The sequence below is a fragment of the Candidatus Bathyarchaeota archaeon genome, assembly GCA_029882535.1.
GTDB lineage: Archaea > Thermoproteota > Bathyarchaeia > Bathyarchaeales > SOJC01 > JAOUKM01.
This window is the reverse complement of sequence record JAOUKM010000070.1, coordinates 1-2,866: the sequence shown is the minus strand read 5'-3', so window position 1 is coordinate 2,866 and position 2,866 is coordinate 1. Positions and strand designations below refer to the sequence as shown.

Sequence of the window (2,866 nt, the reverse complement as noted above, 5' to 3'; positions counted from 1 at the left end):
AGATATGCAAGCAAAATGCCACTTCTATTGAGTGTTATTCTATTTCCAGTTTCATTAGTTGCTGTCACGCTATTTCTACTTATTTTGTTGTTTTGCGACTCGGTAAGACTTATGCAACACCCCCACAAATCGCTCGCACATGTAATGTTATTATCAGAGACAGTGTTATTGAACGCCACTTCAAGTATGATACCAACATTGCATGTAATGTTGTTATCGGAGATGGTGTTATTGGATGACCAATTAAGGATGATACCACATGAGGCGTTTATGTTATTTCCTGACACTCTACTGCTTGAAGTATTACTAAAGTAAACAGCTTCTCCAAAGTTTTTTACATTCGTGTTCTTGATTGTTACGTTGCTTCTCCATGTCATGTTTATTCCTATTCCGTATCCTGTTCCTTGAAGAGTATAGCCTGCCCCATCAACTACAATGTTATCCCTTTCCACAATAATAGAATCATAATTGTTGTCAGTGAAGTAGTAGGTGACATTGTCAGCACTAGTGATATTTGCTGTTAGAGGTTCAATCAAACCGTTGGCTCTAATATAAATAGTTTCACTTGCTTTCACATTCTGAACTCTAAATGCAACAATAAATATAGCCAAAAGAAGAATCATCAAAATAATTGGCAATAGAAGTTTTCTACTCACAATTCTCTCCCATTATTATGCTCTCTGTTCAGCTTTTATAACTTGTGGAACAAACTTCTGCAGACCTTCTTGTTCAAAGTAGAAAAAAGAAGATTGTGGTTGCCGCGGTTTTTCTATAACTGCATGTCGTCTTCAAAGTTGTCGCTCGGAGTAGGCATTTGACTTTGGCACTTGGCTTTTGCGTAGTCAAAAGCTTCTTCGCACGTAACAAGACCATCATTATTGACATCCGCTCTGCCAGCCAACATGCCTTGATCAACAAAGTAGTAAGTGAACTGACCATTTTCGTATGCACCCATTTCCCATGAGACCTGAGTTTCTTTGCATGCCATGCAAATTAGATGCCCGTCACAAGCGAGATCAGTCATGCCACCAGAGTAGCAACTGTCAAAGTAGAAGAAAATGCGTGTGGACTCGAAGCTGGAAAATTCTTCTTGAAGGTCTCCATCCCAAATATAGTAGCCCCCTTCGATCTCCCATGGAATGATACATTCGTCTTTCCGCTCAGGGTCATTGTCTGCATTACGAATGCTTGCCGAGCCATGTCCACTATAGAAGAACACGACCTCGTCACCCGAGCCTTCACTAGCTCTCATCCAATCAATTGCACCCAGAATATTTGCCTCAGTAGCTTGGTCATCAATCAACATCGTGATGTGATTGGAACTCCAGCCATACTCGCTAATCAACGCGTTATAGAAATCCCACGCGTCATCGTCACAGTAATCAAGGTCATATGCATCGCCCTTATAGTCCGATATACCTATAATAACTGCCCACCTATTGCTTGTTGGCGGAGGATTCGAAACAACTCCAGTGGCAATTCCTTTTTTAGGCGGTCCCAGCTTCGGTGGTTTTGGTGGTTTCACACGAGATGTTTGGTACCATTCTATGCGTAATGCACTTTTTTGCTGGGCTTGCGGCTGAGCTTGCACAAGTGCAAATAGACTTATCGCCATCAAAAACAGCAGAATACTTGAAAGAACCTTATTTCTCACTTTTCTTCCTCCTATAGCAAGGATTTTAGTTATATACGAAATGTTGATAAAACTTTTAAAACATTCCTCTATATGCACACAGATTCAAACCCAGACTTCCACGATTTTAACGTTATAACACCAATGGACATTTCTGCGATGTTCTTCAAAATAGACTGGTTTGCCCCGCTAAAACGATAATTAAAATAAGGGCAAAAAAAATAATGCAGTAGGTGTGAAAAGACATGAAAAAGCCAGCAGTCATAATAATCGATATGCTGAACGACTTTGTCACTGGCGAGCTAAGAGCAGAACGGGCGAGTAGGGTAATTCAACCTCTGAGAAAACTTGTGGAAGCCGCTAGAAAAAAAGGGATTCCAGTAATTTATTCGAACGACGCCCATTATCCAAGAGATTTCGAAGTGGTCCACAAGTGGGGAGGCCATGCTATAAAAGGCACTCCAGGCGCAGAAGTCATTCCCGAACTGCAACCTAAGGAAAAGGATTTCGCCGTTGAAAAAAGAACGTATAGCGGTTTCTACGAAACTGGCCTCGAGCCGCTGCTGAGAAGCCTTTACAGCGGAGAAGGAGTGAAAACCGTGATTTTAGGCGGGTTACATACAAACATTTGTGTTAGACACACCAGTGCTGGCGCCTTTTTCCGAGGCTACAAGATAGTCATAGCCGAAGACGGAGTTGAAGCGCTTACAGAAGAAGCGCACAGGGAAGGATTGAAGTACCTAAAAAATGTTTACAACGCTGAAATAAAAACAGTTGACGAGATACTAAAGGAATTCTAAAGCGCAAACCAAAACAGCACCCTTCCAATGGTGACAGCATCGAAAAGCAAAAATATTATCAGCATTTTGTACGCAGTTATCAAAGCGACAAAAAAGAAGAGGAGAACCTTGCTTGGAAAAATTTGATGTTATAGTTGCTGGCGCTGGAACAGGAGGATGCCTTGCAGCTAAGACAGCTGCAAAAGCAGGACTCAAAACTTGCTTAGTTGACGTTAAAAACAAAAAAGACATTGGCAAAAAAATCTGCGGAGACGCCATAGGTAAACATCACTTTGACAACCTTGGCTTAAAAGAACCTGCTGCCGATGAACTTGAACGTGTAATGGAAGGCATTGAAGTATACTCGCCAGACAAGCAAACCAGTTACGTTGTCAAAGGCGAACAACTGTATGGCTACATTCTTAACAGGCACAGTTTCGGGCAAAGACTGGTA

The 2,866-nt window shown here is 41.6% G+C and carries 4 protein-coding genes; 2 read left to right on the top strand and 2 right to left on the bottom strand.

The features are described 5' to 3' along the window. Positions 1 to 656: right-handed parallel beta-helix repeat-containing protein (locus OEX01_09570; protein MDH5449231.1), on the bottom strand; the 656-nt coding region annotated here is incomplete at its 3' end. 113 nt (positions 657 to 769) lie between these two features. Next, positions 770 to 1,654 (bottom strand): caspase family protein, encoded by an 885-nt coding sequence (locus OEX01_09565; GenBank protein ID MDH5449230.1) that lies wholly within the window; start codon positions 1,652 to 1,654, stop codon positions 770 to 772. Between the two features lie 224 nt (positions 1,655 to 1,878). Here OEX01_09565 and OEX01_09560 point away from each other — a divergent pair, with 224 nt between their 5' ends. Then, positions 1,879 to 2,433 carry a cysteine hydrolase gene (locus OEX01_09560; GenBank protein MDH5449229.1) on the top strand — a complete coding sequence of 185 codons (555 nt, stop codon included), beginning with the start codon at positions 1,879 to 1,881 and terminating at the stop codon, positions 2,431 to 2,433. Between the two features lie 112 nt (positions 2,434 to 2,545). Further along, positions 2,546 to 2,866, top strand: a 321-nt coding sequence (locus OEX01_09555) for an FAD-dependent oxidoreductase (GenBank protein MDH5449228.1), incomplete at its 3' end; no start/stop codon positions are given.

What these genes read in the sequence shown, in the direction of transcription:
- OEX01_09560 (MDH5449229.1), top strand. Translation starts at nt 1,879, where the DNA reads ATGAAAAAGCCAGCAGTCATAATAATCGATATGCTGAACGACTTTGTC.